We start from the raw sequence: 14,619 nt of genomic DNA on the forward strand, positions 1-14,619 counted from the left end.
CTTATAGGCAGGTTGCCCACGTGTTACTCACCCATCCGCCGCTCGATCCGCTATACGTCACTCCGAAGAGTTCAGTTTAGTTTCACGCGCTCGACTTGCATGTATTAGGCACGCCGCCAGCGTTCATCCTGAGCCAAGATCAAACTCTCAATAAAATTGATTGAGTTGAATTCACTCGTTCTTGAAGCACTAGCTTCTGTTTACTTCTTTTCTTAACTTCTTTGGTTGTTTGGATTCAGTTTTCAAAGATCAATCGTTGCCGCTCATTTTTAGCGACGAGATATAATATACCACGTTATCAAAATGGCGTCAATACTTTTTTTGAAAAAATATTTTTTTGTTGAAAGTTGAAGACTAAGTTCTTTCTTGACGTCATTTAGACAACAAAAATCAATATAGCACATTCAGAGATTTGTTGCAATACTTTTTTGCAATCATAAGTGTTTCTTTTTTAAAATTTGTAGTTCATAATGTATTTCTGTACTTCTTGATCTGTTGCCACACGTCGGAATAATTGAAATAACGTTTGATAGCGATTGTACATTGCTCGTTTAACAACCACATCAATCCGTGTATCTTCCATATCAAATATCAATTCATCCATTTCTTTCTTGATCATATACTCAAGCTCTCTCAACTCTTTTTCATTAACGATCATCCCAATCATAATCATCACTCTTTTCTCACTTTAGCTAAATTTAGCAACTTTTATTTTCTCTACTTATTATGTTCCCAATCTACCGAAAAGAAAACCATCATCACGCTTTTTTATTCATAATCTAGCGTTGGACATGCATAAGCTAAAGTAATCTTACTTATTAAAGGGGTTATGTCATGTCTTTCTTTATTACGATAAAACTAAAACAATTAAAAAAGCTAGGTTACCTTCTCGGTTTTGGCATTATGGTTGTTACTCTGATTGTGATTAGTAACAACCTCGATTCAGCCGTATTTTCTTCAACAGAAAAACCAAGCGCTTTAATGAAGGGAGATGAAAATAATCGTGCCATTAGTTTAACGTTTAATCTGACTTGGGGCGATCAAATGCTTGAACCTATTCTGGATCAATTAGAGACAGAGAGTGTGTCAGCAACTTTCTTTTTGTTAGGCGAATGGGCTGAGCATCATCCGCATCTTGTGGATTTAATCGTTGATCGTGGTCATGAGATTGGGATGCTTGGCTATCGCTATAAAAGTTATTTAAAACAGACGATTAATGATGTTCAAAATGACCTTTATCGAGCGAAGGATACATTCACTAAGCTAGGTTATCCTGATTTAACGTTAATTCGAACACCTAGCGGACACTTTGATCAAGACATCTTATCAACAGCGGTTAATCAAGGCTATCAAGTCATTGACTGGCGTGTTGATGCTGATGATTGGAAAACACCTGGAGTTAATCAGATTGTCGAACAAGTTATAACTAATACATCTAATGGAGATATCATTTTAATGCATGCATCTGATTCTGCTACACAAACGAAAGAGGCGCTAGAAACAATCATTCCTCACTTAAAAGAAAAAGGTTATTCATTTGTCACGATCTCTGAGTTAATTAGCCAAGCACAAATCGACACAAATTCAATTGAGTAAATTAACACATATTTATTGATAAAACTTCTCATATTAAGATTATCAATTTTATTTGAGGAGAGATCAACCAAATGCGAAAAGGTATCCTTTTATCTATCTTATTCATAACTACTTTATTGATCGGTTGTAACACAAATAGCACTCAATCTCAAAGCCCTGATTATGAGACAACAAAAAAAATGGTGACGGATATTATGAAGTCTGAAGATGGAAAAAAAGCCATCGTTGAAGTAATCGCAGAGGATTCTGCACAACAATTGTATATCATTGAAGATGAGACAGTCAAAACAGCAATAGAAGAGGCATTAACTTCTGATCAGGGCAAGGAATTTTGGTCAAAAATGTTTACCGATCATGAATTTGTCAAGGCATTTTCAGAGGCAATGATCAGCCAACAAGAAGATGTCTTCAAGCGGTTAATGGCTGATGCAAGTTATCAAGAGAAGATGCTTGAGCTTTTTTCAAATCCTGAATTTGGTCAGATTGTTCAGTCTCAGTTAAAGAGCCAACAATTTAAAGGTCATTTAGAAGAAAGCATCCAACAAACGTTAGAGTCTCCATTATTTCAAGCGACCGTCACTGAGATCGTCATCCAACACGCTAAAAAAATTGTCAGTGAAGATAGTGGCGAAAGTGAGTCAGGTCAAGGATCGGATCAGAGTGGATCGAGTGGTGGCTCAAGTAATTAAACAGACCACCCGAGCAGATCAGAAAATCTCCGTTTGGGGTGGTCTTTGATAAATAATTAATAACTTAGTCTCGATCTAAAATAAATTGAGCAACTTGTAAATAAATTTGACCGATTGGATCGATCTCCTCATAAATTGAGCTCCCTTGCTTTGATGGTTGTCCTAATGGGATTTGGGCAATAAGTGGTGCTTGGAGTTCGTCTGCAAGTTTTTCACCACCGCCTTGGCCAAAAACGTACTCTTTTTCACCAGTTAGCTGACTTTGGAAGTAGGACATGTTCTCAATCACACCGATAATTTCATGATTCGTATTAATCGCCATTTTACCAGCTCTTGATGCTACGAAAGCGGCTGTAGAATGAGGTGTCGTTACAATCAACTCTTTCGAAGATGGAATCATTTGATGCACGGACAATGCCATATCTCCTGTCCCTGGTGGCAAATCTAACAATAAGTAATCAAGTTCATCCCATTCAACTTCGACAAAAAAACTTCGGAGCATTTTTCCTAAACGAGGACCACGCCAAATAACTGGTTCATTATCTTCGACGAAAAAGCCCATTGACATGACTTGAACTCCTTTTGCTGTAACAGGAATGATCCGATTTCCTTTTAATGTTGGTCGATCAGTAATTCCCATCATATCAGGGACACTAAACCCATAGATATCTGCATCAACGATCCCGACTTTTTTTCCCAAACGAGCTAAAGCTACCGCAACGTTAACTGTGACTGTTGATTTACCAACACCACCTTTACCACTCGCAATAGCAATGAATTTTGTCTTTCCGTTATCAGTTAATAATGATGGCGGTTCAGATTTAGCTTGATTTAAGCGGGCGAGTTCTGCTTCAGTAAAGGCTTCAAATTGGATCGCAATTGACTCAACCCCGACACGATTAAACTTATTGACAATCTCCGCTTCAATTTCAGTTTGCTCAGGTGTGTTAATCTTCCCAATTGCTATTGTTAAGCCGACGTGATCCGTGCCCTTTTCTGCTTGAATCGCTCTGACACCGTTCGTCTCAGCTAAGGTTTTATTTAAGGTTCGATCAGTAATCGATTTAAGTAGCGCCATGACTTGTTGTTTGTTTAACACCGTTCAATCACTCCTCTTAAACAGTCTTAGGGCAAGTATATCATATTTAATTTCCCCTTAAAAATGGTTAATTTTGTTCAGAGAAGTATTCTAGAACGCCTAAATAAATACTCGCTGCCATTTCATCTTGGTAACTCGCTTGCTTGAGGAGCTCACGTTCATCGGGATTTGATAGAAATCCAATTTCAACTAGGGCAGCTGGTCGATTGGCATGTTTCAAAACATAGACCCCATTAATAGCCAAAGCTTGGCGTGTTGTATTTTCAAGATTCGTTCTAATCTGAGCTTGGATCGTTTCAGCTAAAACTTGAGATTGCGGTTGATTCGGATGATAAAAAGTTTGCGCTCCTCTCCATTGTGTTGATGGTAAGGCATTTAAGTGAATCGTAATAAAAATATCGGGATCCTTCTCTTCCATAAAAGCGACTCGATTTTTGATATCCTCAACTTTTCGTTGTGAAACGCTATTAGTCGAATCTTCTGCTAGATCACGGTCTGTCTCTCTTGTTAGATAGACATTAGCACCAGACTGCTGTAAATAATCGCGAAGCTTATGACTAACAATTAAAGCAATCTCCTTTTCAAGCGTTTGATCGGCACCGACAGCTCCACCATCCATACCACCATGTCCTGGGTCGACCACGATGACTTTTCCCGTTAATGGGAGTGCTAAAGAATCGATCGAGTCCATCGCACCTTTAATCGGACCACTTATATAATAGAGAATCATTAAAAATCCAATCAACCAAAACATGCTGATCAATCGCCTTACCATACGCCAAACCCCCAATCATCATTACTTTACTATATGGAATAGCTTGGCCAATTAGAACGATCGATTCAGTTTAAGTAAAAAAACTGAACCCCCAAATCATAATGGAGACTCAGTTTTTAAAATGTGTTGCACCCATTTTTGAGCATTTTGATAATCTTGATAGACGACTTCTTGATCAAGTTTCAATCGTACAATTAGATCATCTAATCGCTTCCAATTCACTTCTTCAAATGCAACAGCAAGTTGATAAATATCAGTTAATAACCCTGGTTGTTCTAATAGGGCTTGTTCAATTTGATAGTCCAATGATAATGAATTTAACAGTTTATCGATGGGCTGTAATAAAATCGCTGGCAGTTGTGAAAAGTATCCGACTAAAAAAGCTTCTTGCTTTAAATCAGGAGCAACCTTTTCAGCAAGACTCTCGCACATTTTTGCCCGATAATATGAGCTCTTGATGAGTGCACTTGTTCCATCGATATCCCGGCGTTGATAGTTTTCTCTTAAGGCCAAAATATAAAGCCATTTCTTAATTTCTTCTTGCCCTAACAACACAACCGCTTGATGAATCGAATATATACGAGTCATGCGGCGATAAAATGGTGAATTAATTAATTTTAATAATTTGTATGATAACGATAAATCCATTTGGATCAGATCAGCAACTTTAATCAAATCAAAATCTTTTTGGTCAATCTGTTGAATTAAACGCAAGTAAGTAAAATAATAGCTTGGGATTTCTACTGATTCCATCAATTTTGGGCGCATAAAGAAATAACCTTGGAAGTAATGATAACCGTCAGCCAATGCTTCTTTATACGTTTCATTCGTTTCAATTTTCTCAGCGAGAAGTCGTATGTGCGGGTATTTAGCACGTACTGTTCGGGCGAGTTTTTGTCGAATGAATCTCGAGCGAATTTGAAAAAAATCTACTTTGATAAAGGTTAAATAACGAATTAAATCGGCACTTTCCCACACCTCAAATAATTGGGAAGTAACATCATCAAGTGCCAAGCGATAACCTTGTCGAGCGAGCTTTTTAATTAGGGCAATGATTTCATCTGTTAATTCAACCGTTTCTAAAACTTCAATAATTAAATCGCCTGGATCAAATTGTTGAACGATGCCTTCTTTTAATAGGTTTTCTGTGAAATTGATGAAGACTGGGTAGTCGTCAGTTAATTGTTTGATGCCGATATTAAGAAATGCATTAACCATGACATCGATTGTAGCAAAGTCACCGTCTAATTGTTCAACTGGGGCATCTCCTCGATAAAGCAGTTCATATGCAAATAGTTCTTTTTTTCGATTGAGAATAGGTTGCTTTGCCAGCATGATTTTCCCCATTTTTACACCTCTATTCCTATAATAATCTCCCGCACCACTTGTTTAATGGTTCAGCAGATTTAACTTTCCATTGCTCATTTGTCTAGTTTTAATTGTAAATTAATCGCTATTTATTCTTATTATCGACTAAACTTGGTGATATGTAAACTATCTTCAGGTAAGCTAAGAACAAAAAATAAACACCTCCTAAGTCGCATCTAAGTTAAACGACTTTACGAGGTGTATTAGCATCAGGTCATAAAGACTAAGATTTATAAATGACTTTTTAATCGTTTTAAAATACGTTGATAATCGTCTAAATCAATACCTGGCGCAAATTGCTCTGGCAGTTCTGGAAAATCAGGAACTGGAGCACCCTCAGGCATTCCATCAATTACCTTTAACTGTTCACCTGTTTCAGGATTGCGCCCTTTCCAAATTTGATTAATATCCCGATAATCTGACTCACCCCATGTATATAGCACGTTATATAAACCTTGATCCATAAATTTCTTAGCGTGATCAAATTTATTGTTATCCAAGCTCGGCACAGGGAGCATCTTACCAATTTCAACGCCTGTAGCTATTTCAATTGCCTTTGCATAAGCAATAACGTGTGTCCCACCTCTAACGAGTAAGTAGCCTATCATTTCTAGGGCGGTTGGGTGTGTCGTCATTTCGTAGACCCTCATTTTATGGGTTCTTGCTCCAATTTCCAATAAATAATTAGCAAGCAGATCTTCAACAAGTACACCTGAATTATTAACATACTCACCAGTCCAAGGTCTCCCCATTCCATCGCCTGGATAGGCCGTTTGTGGGGTTGTTGTGAAGTGTAGAGAATAACGTGCATCTTTGCCATTTTGTAGTGGGGCACTATCGGGATCACCAGGAACAGTATTTCCTATCGACAGCAGATTAATTGCATTTGCAACCAACTCAACGTGACCAAATTCCTCAGCGGTAATACTAGCAATTAAATTATAAAAAGGTCTAAACTTCTTTTTAGCACGGAAATTAAACGATTGATACATGTAATTATTTAACGTAGACATTTCCCCAAATTTTCCACCCATTAATTCTTGAACTGCTGCGGCAGCATTCATATCACCATGCTCTGGATAAGGCAGTTCAATCGCAATCCGATTCACACGCTTCATCATAAGCTTTACGCCTCCATCGCTAAATAATAGCTGTTAATATCATCTTTCTTCTAATTCCGAAGTGATTCGTACCGCTTCTGGTTTAACCCAAATAATTTGACTCATACGAATATAAAAAGGCGCGCCTCCCATGCGAACAACGATATGATCTGGCATTACCTTTCTCAACATGCCTCGCACGGAGCCGCGTGGTGTTTGAACGGCGATTGACTGATTAAGCAATCCATTTAAAGCTTCATACAGATATGGATCATTCAGATTCCACTTTTCATTCATTATGCAACCCTCCCTTTTCTTAAAGCCCATAGTACTATATGCAAGCAAATCAGGAGAAATGTATATTTGCCTAAATATGATTGCTTCATTCATCTCATAAGGAGTTACTTATCATTAAAAAACAGCTAAAATCCGCCCTAAATATCAAGCATATTTCTTTCATAGTGATTTTGACTGTGAGATAATTCAGCTAACTAAAAAATTGTCATTGATTTATTGATGCGATAAGGGATGGGAATTGAAATGCTAAAAATTGACGTTTGGTCAGATTATGTTTGTCCATTTTGCTATATCGGAAAACGCGAACTAGAGAGCGCGCTCATTAGCGTAGGGTTAAAGGAACAAGTAGAATTGAATTTTAAAGCCTTTGAATTGAATCCAAATGCTCCAACTGAGCCGACCAAGGGGATGCTAGAAGACTTAAGCGAACAAAAGGGACAACCTCTTGAAGCGATCCAACAAATGGTACGTGGAGTCATTGAGCGAGCAACAAGTATTGGCCTTGATTATAAATTCGATGACATGTTGTCGCAAAATACATTAGATGCACACCGAGTTGGCAAATATGCAGCCGAAGTCGGTAAAGCAGTCGACTATCATGAACGCATTTTTCATGCAGTATTTACCGAAAATAAATTTTTGCCTAATCATGATCAACTCATTGAGCTTGCTACTGAGGTTGGATTAGATAAAGATAAGGTAAGGACAATTATTGAAGACAAAAATGCCTATCTATCCGAGGTTGAATCTGACAAGAATCAAGCTAGACAACTGCAGATTACAGGTGTACCTTTTTTTGTGATTAATCATAAATATGCGTTGTCTGGTGCACAAACAAAAGCTGATTTTGAAAATGCACTTGAGGAAATCGCAAAAGAAGAAGGTATTACATTAAAGCCAAAATTAAAGAAACTTGGTGCTGACACAAATTTCTGTGGCACTGACGGTTGTGACTAAACTTTTGATCGATACCCTGGATACCGAGTCATTCCAGGGTATTTATTTTGCCTAAAAATTTGTTTATACTTAGTTTTAGAAATGGAGTTGTGGAAAAATGATTAAAAAAATTACCCAAGAGCAGGCTTGGCAAATTAGACACAACGTGATGTGGCCTGAAAAACCGTTTGATTATATTAAAGTTGACGGCGATGATCGTGCGATCCATTACGGACTTTTTATCGAGACGAAGCTAATTTCTGTGATCTCTCTCTTTATCAACAACGAGGAGGCACAATTTAGAAAATTTGCCACCATTACAACAGAACAAAATAAAGGCTACGGCAGTACTCTTCTGCGGCACACTTTAATACAAGCAAAGTTAGCTGGGGTTCAGCGAATTTGGTGTAATGCCCGCACAAATAAAAGTGCTTTTTATCAAAAATTTGGACTCCAAGCAACAGATCAGAGTTTTTCTAAAGGCGGTAAAGAATATCTGATTATGGAAAAACAACTCTCAACTGAGACGACGTAACTGATCTATCCGTTCGTTTATTACTTTAATCCGCTAATTGTACCTGCAAAAGACATTGGTGCATTGAAATCAACAAAGAACAACACAAGCGTCGTATCCCGAATCGCAGTCACAGTCGGAAGCGGATTGACTACATCAGTCACTGCCTCTTGCTTTTCCACCGTCAAATCACCAATCGTTACAGCCCCATCCATCACATACAAAAACGGCTGATAACCTTGATATACTGGAACTTTCAATTGTTCGCCCACCTTTGGATGTGCATCAAGAATATAGACATTTTGGCGAACATGAAGTGGTGCATCACTTTCTTCCGGTCCAACCATCACATACCAGTCACGGTTGTTTGGTTCTTTGTCTTGGAATTGAATCATTGGTTTAAGATTCGCTTCCTTTGGTCGGACAAAAATCTGTAACATCTCCACTTGTTCATCGGTCACTTTCTCTTCATGCCAAAAACTCTCCCCAGCATTCATCATCATTAGATTTCCTCTCGTTACTGGAGCTTGCTCTCCAGCAGAATCCCGATGATGAATCGTGCCCCGCCAGACGTAGCTCAAGATCTCATCATTTACATGTTCATGCATTTTAATCGTTAAGTTTTTACGCATAACAGCATGATCAATGATACTTAACGGGCCAAAGGCTGTATCTTTCTGTTCACCTTTAAAAATATTGCCTGGCTCGATTCGTGTGATTGAAATCGGCCCCTTAAAAGGTTGTTGATGGTGTTCGTTTGTTAATTTCAGCATCAATTTAAAAGTCACCTTCTTTCCTACTTCTATTCTAGCAAAAGAACTCACAGATTACTGATTTTTTGATTATAATAAGACCCGCTCACTCAAAGGAATACAGCACTTTCTAATCTATTTTAAATTAAATTAAATAATCCGACTAAAATGGGTTGAATAATCAGAATTATCTGTTATAATAACATTCATTACTAAAATAAGGGGATAAATTACATGAAGGTTGCTAAAAATATTTCTGAATTAATTGGTGAAACGCCTTTAGTTAAGTTAAACAGAATTAACGATCCAAATGGTGCAGAGATATTTGTTAAATTAGAATATTTTAATCCAGGAAGAAGTGTAAAGGATCGGGCGGCACTTCATATGATCGAAGTAGCCGAAAAAGCCGGCATCTTAACTCCTGGTTCAACAATTGTTGAGCCAACTTCAGGAAATACCGGCATCGGTCTGGCCATGAATGCTGCTGCAAGGGGCTACAAATTGATAATTGTCATGCCTGATTCTGCAACTCTAGAAAGGGTTAATATTTTAAAAGCTTATGGGGCAAAGGTCGTTTTAACACCTAGTCAAGGAAAAATGCCAGCTGCTATTTCAAGAGCTAAAGAAATTAGCCAAGGTATGGTCAATGCCTTTATGCCAATGCAATTTGATAATCAAGCAAATCCAGAAATCCACCGTATAACAACTGCCAAAGAAATCATTCAAGCAATGAATTCGTCCAACAAACAACTGACAGCATTTGTTGGAACGGCAGGTACTGGTGGAACGATTACTGGTACTGGTGAAGTTTTAAAACAATATGATCCTGCCATTACCGTTCATGTCGTTGAACCAGCTGGTTCACCAGTATTATCTGGTGGAAAGCCTGGCAAACATAAGTTAGTAGGAACAAGCCCAGGATTCATTCCATCTGTATTAAACACGTCAATCTATGATGAAATTATTCAAATTAAAGACGAAGAGGCTTATAAAACTGTTCGAACTTTAGCAGCAAAAGAGGGCATTCTACTTGGCCCGTCTGGTGGGGCATCTGTGTATGCAGCCTTACAAGTTGCGAAACGTTTACAACCAAATCAAACAGTTGTCTGTATTGCACCTGACACTGGCGAACGCTATTTATCAACTGATTTATTTAATAACGGATAAAAAGTCCATCCATTAGTCATATTTTACGGACTCAATTCCAACTAATTGCATATGAATATAATATTATAATTTGAGGTGATCAGATGTATGTAAAGATTGAAGGTATTAATAAAAGCTTCCTTGACGAAAAAAACCAACCAATAAAGGTCTTAGAAGATATTAATATCGATATTGACAAAGGGAGTTTTGTATCGATTGTCGGTCCTTCCGGATGTGGAAAATCAACTTTATTATATTTAATCGCAGGCTTAGAACAAACAGATACTGGATCCATTTATGTTAACGGAAAAAAAGTAACTAAGCCAGGTCCAGATCGTGTCGTCGTCTTCCAAGAAGATGGTTTATTCCCTTGGTTAACTGTATTAGAAAATATCATGTATGGTCTAAAACTAAAAAACATACCGATAACAACTGCTAAAGAAAAGGCTTTAGACATTTTGAAACTTGTTCACTTAAGTAAATATAGTCAATCTTATCCACATCAACTATCAGGTGGAATGAAACAACGTGTAGCGATTGCTAGATCCCTCGTCACTGAACCAGACATTTTATTAATGGATGAACCCTTTTCAGCATTAGATGAGCAAACGCGGATGGTACTACATCATGAACTATTAGAAATTTGGAAAAAAACAAAAGTAACGATATTTTTTATCACTCACAATATTCGAGAAGCAGTCCAGCTATCCGAAAAAGTAATTGTCTTTGCAACAAGACCTGGTCAGATTAAAGAAACATTTACAATCACAACAACAAAAGATGGCATGATGCCAGACTCGATTACACTAAATACTGAACAAAAGATATTAGCTATTTTACAATCAGAAATTGTAAAAGTGTTAAAGGAGGAAATGGGCGATGACTACAGCCTTAAGACGAATCAGCTTCATCATTCTGATCGCAATGATTTGGGAAGCCACATCTAGGTTTTCTAGTTTACCTTCCTTTATGTTTCCGAGCCTGATCCAAGTTTTTTCGACCTTATTCAATGGCTTATTGAATGGACAAATTACAATCGCAATTTTGAATAGTATCAGGCGAATCTTTATTGGATTCTCTATCGCCACAATCTTAGGTGTTTTTCTTGGCTATCTAATTTGGCGTTACCAGTTAATCGAAGATACTCTCGGCTTTGTTGTGACAGCATTACAGTCAATTCCAAGTATTGTTTGGTTTCCCTTAGCAATTATTTGGTTTGGGCTCAATGACTTTGCGATTTTATTTATCGTTACAATTGGAGCAACATGGACAATGACAATTAGTGCCACAAGTGGGTTCAAAAATGTTCCACTATTATATCAGCGTGTTGCTAAAACACTCGGATCAAAGGGGGTGCATTTTATTAAAACAGTCATTATCCCCGCTTCAGTCCCACAACTTCTTTCTGGAATGCGGATTGCTTGGGCCTTTTCTTGGCGTGCTTTAATGGCAGGGGAATTACTAGGGGCTGGTGGTGGATTAGGACAATTACTCGAAACCGGTCGTTCGCTTGGTCAGATGGATCTCGTTATCTCCGTTATGATTATCATCGCCATTATCGGAACAATAATGGATCGAATTGTATTTGTACGTCTAGAAAATGCAGTCCAACTAAAATGGGGAACAAATAGAAGTTAAACTATGAGGAGGAACACAAATGAAAAGTATTTTAAAATCAGTAATTTCATCGCTTTTAGTATTAGGTCTATTGGTCGGATGTGCCAATAATGATGACAGTGAGGTGACCATTGGCTACTTTCCGAACTTGACTCACATCGCAACCATTGTCGCACTAGAAAATGATTATTTCGCTGAAGAATTCGATGAAGATATTACTATTGAAACGAAGACCTTTACAAATGGTGGTTTATTTATGGAAGCGATGCAAACAAATGAGATTGATGTCGGTACAGTCGGACCTGGTCCACTTTTAAATTTCTACATTCAAAATCCAGAATTCCATCTCATATCTGGCGCTGTAAATGGCGGTGCCGTATTAGTCGCAACTCAAGATAGTGGGATTGCTGAATTAGCCGACTTAGACGGAAAAAGAGTAGCCATCCCAGTTATCGGTAGCACACAAGATGTGATGCTCAGAAAAGCCTTACAAGACGTTAATCTAACGACGACAGACAATGGGGGAACAGTAGAACTCTATGCATCAGCCCCTGCCGATACAGTTACCCTTTTCGTCCAACAATCGGTAGATGCAGCAGCAACTCAGGAGCCGTGGGGATATGTATTAGAAACACAAGCAGATGGAGAGTTATTATTAGATTGGGATGCATTCGCTTGGGGTAAAGATTCAACCAACACCGTCGTTGCAGCAAGAAAGGATTTTCTACAAAATGAAGATATGGTACTCGCTTATTTAAGAGCTCACCAAAAGGCGGTAACTTTTATTCAAAGCAATCCTGGGGCGGCTCAAGAATTAGTCATTCAACATATCGAAGGATTAACAGGACGTGGCATTGACGCAGCTGAAGCTGAAGCAGCATTTAATCGCCTACAAGTGACAACAGATGTTAATCAACAAGTTATTCAAGAGATGGCTGATATAAGTGAATCAGCAGGATATGTCTCTTCAAATGACATAGATGGATTAATTGATTTATCCTTCCTAGATCAACTAAACAATTAAGTTAAATGAGAAAGAGTCTAACGATTGATACGATAGTTCGTCAGACTCTTTCAATTTCCTTTTGCAAAAAAATTAAGCTAAACTAAAATCAAGCTCTGGCCCTTTTGGAACGATTCCAGTTGGATTGATATTTTTGTGCGTGGCATAATAATGCTCTTTAATATGATCGAAGTTAATTGTTTCTGCAACACCTCGGTAATTATAAAGCTCTCTCGTATATCGCCAGAGATTTTTGTAATCAACAATTCGCTTCAGATTACACTTAAAGTGACCGTGATAGACACTGTCAAATCGAATCAGCGTGACAAACAAACGCCAATCCGCTTCTGTCAGTTGATCACCTAATAGAAAACGCTTATCCTCTAATCTTTTGTCTAGTTGATCAAGCGCCTCAAATAATTTAGTGACCTCTTCATCATATACCGCTTGTTTTGTTGAAAAGCCGGTTTTATAAACCCCATTGTTTATCTTATCGTAGATTTCATCATTTAACGCATCGATCTCATCACTTAATTCTGGTGGATAATAATCCCCTTGATCCGCACCAACCTCGTCAAACGCCGAGTTGAGCATCCGCATAATTTCTGATGACTCATTATTAACAATTTTATTTTGTTTTAGATCATATAAAACAGGTACCGTCACACGTCCACTATAGTCAGGCTCGACATATGTATAAATTTGATGTAAATAATCTGCATCGAGGACAGGATCTTGGTCAACCTCATCACCGGGTGCAAATGTCCAACCATTTTCATCACGATAAGGATTGACAACAGATACAGAAATCAACTCTTCTAGACCTTTTAACTGACGCATAATCAACGTCCGATTCGCCCAAGGACAAGCATATGATACATATAAGTGATAGCGATTTGGCTCAGCTTTAAAGCCCCCTTCGCCAGTCGGTCCAGCGCTACCATCAGCTGTTACCCAATTACGAAATTGTGACTCTTTCCGAATAAAGCGCCCTTCTTTTTCATCGATTAATGCCGAATCTTTTTGCCACTTACCATCTACTAATAAACCCATCTCAATCCCCTTCCTGTTACTGTTTTTTTAAAAAATTACCGTTTTCCCTTACATCCATTATAGGTAGAGCGTAGTTATTAAACAAATATGCTGTTTACTCACCCAATAATTTTTTATTGAATTAATTTGCGAAGAATTTATTGCGTTCTCTTTCTTTACTAGTTAAGCTTTAAGTATGACGACAAAGGATTGAGAGAAATAATTAAGATTAACTAAATTAAAGATTAGAGTTTACATAAATTACGCGCAATGAATCATGGAATTCCATTACTCATTGCGCGTATTTTCGGGAAAACATGCGACAACAATTAAAATGCTTTGATTAGTAGACGATATTTCAGATATTACTTATTTTATTAACTGTCTTGCCCTTATTAATTGTCTTATCAACAGATAATCTAATAAATAGCATTGATGTACACTATAAAAACTAATCACTTATTATCCAAAGTAGGTAAATGTCGCTTTGAAAATGCACTAAAAATCTCTTTTATAAGGTTGGTACCATCTGTTTCAATGTAAGGTAAAGGGAGTAATGACGTTATACCTACTAATAAAGATATATATCGAAATATTATTTTCCTAGATTATTCACAGCCCGACCATAAGCCACTAAGAAACTGCGTTAAATCAATTAAAAATACACAATCGATCTTTCACTAATTAAGTGAAAA

16 protein-coding genes and 1 rRNA gene are annotated in these 14,619 nt (G+C 37.6%); 8 read left to right on the forward strand and 9 right to left on the reverse strand.

All coding sequences use genetic code 11. From position 1 onward, the window contains the following. A 16S ribosomal RNA gene (locus tag ABD814_RS01545) occupies positions 1 to 155 on the reverse strand; the annotation flags it as partial. A gap of 296 nt (positions 156 to 451) precedes the next feature. After that, positions 452 to 667, reverse strand: coding sequence for a hypothetical protein (locus tag ABD814_RS01550; RefSeq protein WP_344909690.1), 216 nt, complete (start codon positions 665 to 667; stop codon positions 452 to 454). 167 nt (positions 668 to 834) lie between these two features. Here ABD814_RS01550 and pdaB point away from each other — a divergent pair, with 167 nt between their 5' ends. Together pdaB and gerD are read left to right on the forward strand one after the other, a co-directional pair. Further along, positions 835 to 1,596, forward strand: a complete 762-nt coding sequence (gene pdaB / locus ABD814_RS01555) for a polysaccharide deacetylase family sporulation protein PdaB (RefSeq protein ID WP_344909691.1) — start codon at positions 835 to 837, stop codon at positions 1,594 to 1,596. Between the two features lie 71 nt (positions 1,597 to 1,667). Continuing rightward, positions 1,668 to 2,285, forward strand: a complete 618-nt coding sequence (gene gerD, locus ABD814_RS01560) for a spore germination lipoprotein GerD (protein ID WP_344909692.1) — start codon at positions 1,668 to 1,670, stop codon at positions 2,283 to 2,285. A 64-nt stretch (positions 2,286 to 2,349) separates the two neighbouring features. Here the strand turns inward: gerD and ABD814_RS01565 are convergent, their stop codons facing one another. From ABD814_RS01565 to ABD814_RS01585, 5 genes are all read right to left on the reverse strand, one after another. Continuing rightward, entirely contained in the window at positions 2,350 to 3,384 is a 1,035-nt protein-coding gene (locus tag ABD814_RS01565) for an Mrp/NBP35 family ATP-binding protein (protein WP_344909694.1), read from the reverse strand. A gap of 67 nt (positions 3,385 to 3,451) precedes the next feature. Beyond that, positions 3,452 to 4,159, reverse strand: coding sequence for an N-acetylmuramoyl-L-alanine amidase CwlD (cwlD, locus tag ABD814_RS01570; protein WP_344909695.1), 708 nt, complete (start codon positions 4,157 to 4,159; stop codon positions 3,452 to 3,454). A 96-nt stretch (positions 4,160 to 4,255) separates the two neighbouring features. Further along, on the reverse strand, positions 4,256 to 5,506 hold the full coding sequence (locus ABD814_RS01575; protein WP_344909697.1) for an EAL and HDOD domain-containing protein: 1,251 nt from the start codon (positions 5,504 to 5,506) through the stop codon (positions 4,256 to 4,258). Between the two features lie 251 nt (positions 5,507 to 5,757). Continuing rightward, positions 5,758 to 6,648, reverse strand: a complete 891-nt coding sequence (locus ABD814_RS01580; protein WP_344909698.1) for a manganese catalase family protein — start codon at positions 6,646 to 6,648, stop codon at positions 5,758 to 5,760. Positions 6,649 to 6,687: 39 nt separating this feature from the next. Next, entirely contained in the window at positions 6,688 to 6,924 is a 237-nt protein-coding gene (locus tag ABD814_RS01585) for a YuzF family protein (RefSeq protein ID WP_344909699.1), read from the reverse strand. 243 nt (positions 6,925 to 7,167) lie between these two features. On the opposite strand from ABD814_RS01585, the gene ABD814_RS01590 reads away from it, so the two are divergent. Beyond that, positions 7,168 to 7,881: a DsbA family oxidoreductase gene (locus tag ABD814_RS01590; protein ID WP_344909701.1), complete on the forward strand. Its 714-nt coding sequence runs from the start codon at positions 7,168 to 7,170 to the stop codon at positions 7,879 to 7,881. A 97-nt stretch (positions 7,882 to 7,978) separates the two neighbouring features. Further along, the gene (locus ABD814_RS01595; RefSeq protein WP_344909702.1) at positions 7,979 to 8,395 is read left to right on the forward strand and encodes a GNAT family N-acetyltransferase; all 417 of its coding nucleotides are present in this window, start codon (positions 7,979 to 7,981) and stop codon (positions 8,393 to 8,395) included. A gap of 20 nt (positions 8,396 to 8,415) precedes the next feature. On the opposite strand, the gene ABD814_RS01600 is transcribed toward ABD814_RS01595, so the two are convergent. After that, positions 8,416 to 9,162 carry a pirin family protein gene (locus ABD814_RS01600; RefSeq protein ID WP_344909703.1) on the reverse strand — a complete coding sequence of 249 codons (747 nt, stop codon included), beginning with the start codon at positions 9,160 to 9,162 and terminating at the stop codon, positions 8,416 to 8,418. Between the two features lie 198 nt (positions 9,163 to 9,360). On the opposite strand from ABD814_RS01600, the gene cysK reads away from it, so the two are divergent. From cysK to ABD814_RS01620, 4 genes are all read left to right on the forward strand, one after another. Next, positions 9,361 to 10,293 (forward strand): cysteine synthase A, encoded by a 933-nt coding sequence (gene cysK, locus ABD814_RS01605; protein ID WP_344909705.1) that lies wholly within the window; start codon positions 9,361 to 9,363, stop codon positions 10,291 to 10,293. An 83-nt stretch (positions 10,294 to 10,376) separates the two neighbouring features. Further along, positions 10,377 to 11,219, forward strand: a complete 843-nt coding sequence (locus ABD814_RS01610) for an ABC transporter ATP-binding protein (protein WP_344909706.1) — start codon at positions 10,377 to 10,379, stop codon at positions 11,217 to 11,219. Then, on the forward strand, positions 11,152 to 11,910 hold the full coding sequence (locus tag ABD814_RS01615) for an ABC transporter permease (RefSeq protein WP_276649297.1): 759 nt from the start codon (positions 11,152 to 11,154) through the stop codon (positions 11,908 to 11,910). The genes ABD814_RS01610 and ABD814_RS01615 overlap by 68 nt, the downstream gene beginning before the upstream one ends. Positions 11,911 to 11,929: 19 nt before the next feature. Further along, positions 11,930 to 12,913: an ABC transporter substrate-binding protein gene (locus ABD814_RS01620; protein WP_344909708.1), complete on the forward strand. Its 984-nt coding sequence runs from the start codon at positions 11,930 to 11,932 to the stop codon at positions 12,911 to 12,913. 72 nt (positions 12,914 to 12,985) lie between these two features. Here ABD814_RS01620 and ABD814_RS01625 read toward each other — a convergent pair whose 3' ends face one another. Beyond that, the gene (locus ABD814_RS01625) at positions 12,986 to 13,945 is read right to left on the reverse strand and encodes a glutathione S-transferase family protein (protein WP_344909709.1); all 960 of its coding nucleotides are present in this window, start codon (positions 13,943 to 13,945) and stop codon (positions 12,986 to 12,988) included. Positions 13,946 to 14,619 lie beyond the last annotated feature (674 nt).

The sequence above is a fragment of the Amphibacillus indicireducens genome (genome assembly GCF_039539605.1).
Lineage (GTDB): Bacteria > Bacillota > Bacilli > Bacillales > Amphibacillaceae > Amphibacillus > Amphibacillus indicireducens.

Bases quoted from the DNA above. Each gene is read 5' to 3' on its own strand.
- ABD814_RS01550 (WP_344909690.1), bottom strand. From the start codon at position 667: ATGATTGGGATGATCGTTAATGAAAAAGAGTTGAGAGAGCTTGAGTAT.
- pdaB (WP_344909691.1), top strand. From the start codon at position 835: ATGTCTTTCTTTATTACGATAAAACTAAAACAATTAAAAAAGCTAGGT.
- gerD (WP_344909692.1), top strand. From the start codon at position 1,668: ATGCGAAAAGGTATCCTTTTATCTATCTTATTCATAACTACTTTATTG.
- cwlD (WP_344909695.1), bottom strand. From the start codon at position 4,159: ATGGTAAGGCGATTGATCAGCATGTTTTGGTTGATTGGATTTTTAATG.
- ABD814_RS01575 (WP_344909697.1), bottom strand. From the start codon at position 5,506: ATGGGGAAAATCATGCTGGCAAAGCAACCTATTCTCAATCGAAAAAAA.
- ABD814_RS01580 (WP_344909698.1), bottom strand. From the start codon at position 6,648: ATGATGAAGCGTGTGAATCGGATTGCGATTGAACTGCCTTATCCAGAG.
- ABD814_RS01585 (WP_344909699.1), bottom strand. From the start codon at position 6,924: ATGAATGAAAAGTGGAATCTGAATGATCCATATCTGTATGAAGCTTTA.
- ABD814_RS01590 (WP_344909701.1), top strand. From the start codon at position 7,168: ATGCTAAAAATTGACGTTTGGTCAGATTATGTTTGTCCATTTTGCTAT.
- ABD814_RS01595 (WP_344909702.1), top strand. From the start codon at position 7,979: ATGATTAAAAAAATTACCCAAGAGCAGGCTTGGCAAATTAGACACAAC.
- cysK (WP_344909705.1), top strand. From the start codon at position 9,361: ATGAAGGTTGCTAAAAATATTTCTGAATTAATTGGTGAAACGCCTTTA.
- ABD814_RS01610 (WP_344909706.1), top strand. From the start codon at position 10,377: ATGTATGTAAAGATTGAAGGTATTAATAAAAGCTTCCTTGACGAAAAA.
- ABD814_RS01615 (WP_276649297.1), top strand. From the start codon at position 11,152: ATGACTACAGCCTTAAGACGAATCAGCTTCATCATTCTGATCGCAATG.
- ABD814_RS01620 (WP_344909708.1), top strand. From the start codon at position 11,930: ATGAAAAGTATTTTAAAATCAGTAATTTCATCGCTTTTAGTATTAGGT.
- ABD814_RS01625 (WP_344909709.1), bottom strand. From the start codon at position 13,945: ATGGGTTTATTAGTAGATGGTAAGTGGCAAAAAGATTCGGCATTAATC.